We start from the raw sequence: 3,551 nt of genomic DNA on the forward strand, positions 1-3,551 counted from the left end.
GGAAGAGCAGCCCGATCCAACTTCCCGTTCACCGTCACCGGCAACGCATCCACCACCACGAACGCCCACGGCACCATGTACTCCGGCAACCGCTCAACCGCAAACGCCCGCACCCCGTCCAGATCCACCCGGTCCGACACCGCCGGGACCACGTAGGCCACCAGCCGCTTGACCCCCGGCTGGTCCTCCCGGACGACGACGGCTGCTTGTCCGACCTCGGAGCGTTCGGCAAGGACTGCTTCGACCTCGCCCGGCTCGATCCGGAACCCCCGCACCTTCACCTGGTCATCCGCCCGGCCCAGGTAGACCAGCTCGCCGTGCTCGTTCCAACGGGCCAGGTCGCCCGTGCGGTACATCCGCCCGCCGCCGTACGGGCACGCCACGAACCGCTCCGCGGTCAACCCCGGGCGACCGGCGTATCCACGGGCCAACTGCACTCCGGCCAGGTGCAGTTCACCGGTCACTCCCGGCGGCACCGGCTGGAGGAGGTCGTCCAGCACGTAGGTGCGGGTGTTCCACACCGGGCGGCCGATGGGTACCGGGCCCGCGGGGGCGCCCCCGGTGCCGTCCCAGGCGGTGACCTCGACGGCCGCCTCGGTCGGACCGTACAGATTGTGCAGCTGGACGCCGATCCGCTCGCGGAACCCGTCGACCAGCTCGCCCGTGAGGGCCTCCCCGCTGGCGAAGACCCTGCGCAGCCCGGGGCAGTCGCCCGGGCCGACCTGCTGGAGGAACGCGCCGAGCATCGACGGCACGAAGTGGATCACGGTCACCGCGTGCCGTCGTACCGCGTCGACCAGGTACGCCGGGTCGCGGTGCCCGCCCGGGCGGGCCATCACCAGGGCCGCGCCGGCGAGCAACGGCCAGAACAGTTCCCACACGGAGACGTCGAACCCGGTGGGCGTCTTCTGGAGCACCCGGTCCTCGGACGTGAGCCGGTAGGCGTCCTGCATCCACAGCAGCTTGTTGGCGATCGAGCGGTGGCTGACGACCACGCCCTTCGGCCGGCCCGTGGAGCCGGAGGTGTAGATGACGTACGCCGCGGTACCGGGGGTGGGCGCGAGGTCCGGGGCGGTGGCCGGCCCGCCGGCCACTTCCGTGCGGGTCTCCGGCGCGTCCCACACCGTCCAACCGAGCCGGTCGGCCCGGTCACCGCCGGTGGCGGTGGTGCACAGCACCACGGCGGGCGCGGCGTCGCCGAGGACGTAGGCGATCCGCTCGGCCGGGTGGTCCGGGTCCACCGGCACGTACGCGGCACCGGACTTCAGCACGCCCCACAGGACCGCCGACAGTTCGACGGACCTCTCCATCAGCAGCGCCACCCGGTCGCCGGGGCGCACTCCGCGGGCGGCCAGCCAATGCGCGATCCGGTCGGAGCGCTCGTCCAGTTCGCGGTAGGTGGCCGTCCGCTCCTCGTCGATGACCGCGGGGGCGTGCGGGGTGCGCAGGGCCTGGGCCCGGAACAGGGCCGGGAGGGTGGTGGGGGCGACCGGGTGCGCGGTGTCGTTCCAGGTCCGCACGGTGCGCTCGTACTCGTCGGCGTCCATGACCGCGAACCGGTCGGCAGGACGCTCCGGGGCGCGGGCGACCTGGTCCAGGAGCCGTTCCAGTCGACGGGCGAGGGTGCGGGCGGTGTCCTCGTCGAACAGGTCGGCCGCGTACTGGACGCCGCCCTCGATGCCGAGGGGCGCCCCCTGCCCGTCACGGCGCTCGACCAGCCCGAAGGAGAGGTCGAAGCGCGCCGAGAACGCCTCGTCGGCGAGCACCGGGCGCACGTCCAGTCCCGGGAGGTCCCAGGTGGCCGTGGCACCGGGGGTGTTGTCGACGGTGAGCAGCACCTGGAACAGCGGGTGCCGGGCCAGCGACCGGGCCGGGCTCAATTCGTCGACCAGGCGCTCGAACGGCACCTCCTGGTGGGCGAAGGCGGCGAGGTCGGCCTCCCGGACGCGCTGGAGGAGTTCCTCGAAGGTGGGGTTCCCGGAGGCGTCGGTACGGAGCACCAGGGTGTTGACGAAGAAGCCGGCGAGTTCGTCGAGGACGGGATCGGGGCGCCCGGCGACGGGCGTCCCGACCGGGATGTCCGTGCCCGCTCCGAGCCGGCTGAGGAGCAGGGCCAGGGCCGCCTGCACCACCATGAACAGGGTCGCCGAGCCGCGCCGGGCGACCGCGCCGAGCGCCGCATGGGTCTCGGGTCCGACCGTCAGCGGCACCCAGCCGCCCGCGAAGGTGCCGACGGCCGGACGGGGCCGGTCGGCGGGCAGGTCCAACTCGTCGGGCAACGCGGCCAGTACCGCACGCCAGTGGGAGAGTTGGGCGCTCAGCAGGCTCTCCGGGTCGTCCGTCGCGCCGAGCGTCTCGCGCTGCCAGAGGGCGTAGTCGGCGTACTGCACGGGCAGCGGTCCCCAGTCGGGCGCCGCACCGTCCAGGCGGGCCGCGTAGGCGGTGCGCAGATCACGCGCGAGGACACCCATGGACCAGCCGTCCACCGCGATGTGGTGCGCCACCAGGAGGAGGACGGCCTCGGAAGCGGAGACGGCGAACAGTTCGGCGCGCCAGGGCAGGTCCCGGGTCAGGTCGAACGGCAGGTTGGCCGACTCCGCCACGGCTGGGGCGAGCTCTCCTTCCGTGACCGTCCTCGGGTGGAGGACGGGACGGCCCGCGGCGCCTTCGACGATCGACTGTCGTGCGACTCCGTCCGTTTCCGGGAAGCGGGTGCGGAGCGTCTCGTGCCGGTCGGCGAGGTCGCCGAGGGCGGCCTCCAGGGCGGTCACGTCGAGGGCGCCGGTCAGCCACAGCGCCAAGGGCATGTTGTAGGCCGCGGCGCCGCCCGACTGCTCCAGCCGGTTGAGGATCCACATGCGCTGTTGCCCGAACGACAGGGGCAGTTCGGCGGGACGTTCCCGGAGGGTGATCCCGGTCGGCGTCGCCCGCCCGGGCACCTCGGCGATCAGGGCCGCGACACCGGCGACGGTGGGGGTGGTGAACAGCTCGCGGATGCCGACCTCGGTGTCGAGGGCGGAGCGGATCGCGGCGACGAGCCGCATGGCGAGCAGGGAATCACCGCCGAGCGCGAAGAACGACTCCTCCGCACCAACCCGGTCCACCCCGAGCACCTCGGCGAAGAGTCCCGCGACGATCTCCTCCAGCGGGGTGATGGGGGTGCGGTCGGTGGTCTCGGTGGCGTCGGTGGTGCGGGGTGCGGGGAGTGCCGCCCGGTCGAGCTTGCCGTGCGCCGTCAACGGCAACCCGTCCAGGACCACCACCGCCGAGGGCACCATGTGCTCCGGAAGCGTCCGCGCCACACGCACCCGCAACGCCCCGCCATCCGCCCTCCCCCCACCAGCAGGAACCACATACGCCACCAGACGCTTCACCCCCGGCCGGTCCTCCCGCGCCACCACCACCGCCCGAGACACTCCCTCATCCGCCAACAACACCGCCTCCACCTCACCCGGCTCGACCCGGAACCCCCGCACCTTCACCTGATCATCAACCCGACCCACCCACACCAACTCACCACCCGACGTCCACCGCACCAGATCACCCGTCCG

At 73.1% G+C, this 3,551-nt stretch carries 1 protein-coding gene; it reads right to left on the reverse strand.

Going from position 1 to position 3,551, the window contains the following annotated elements:
- Nucleotides 1–3,551: amino acid adenylation domain-containing protein (locus ABT092_RS30800; RefSeq protein ID WP_502968546.1), on the reverse strand; the 3,551-nt coding region annotated here is incomplete at both ends.

Origin of the sequence: Streptomyces sp. NPDC002490 (genome assembly GCF_040296045.1) — a bacterium.
Lineage (GTDB): Bacteria > Actinomycetota > Actinomycetes > Streptomycetales > Streptomycetaceae > Streptomyces.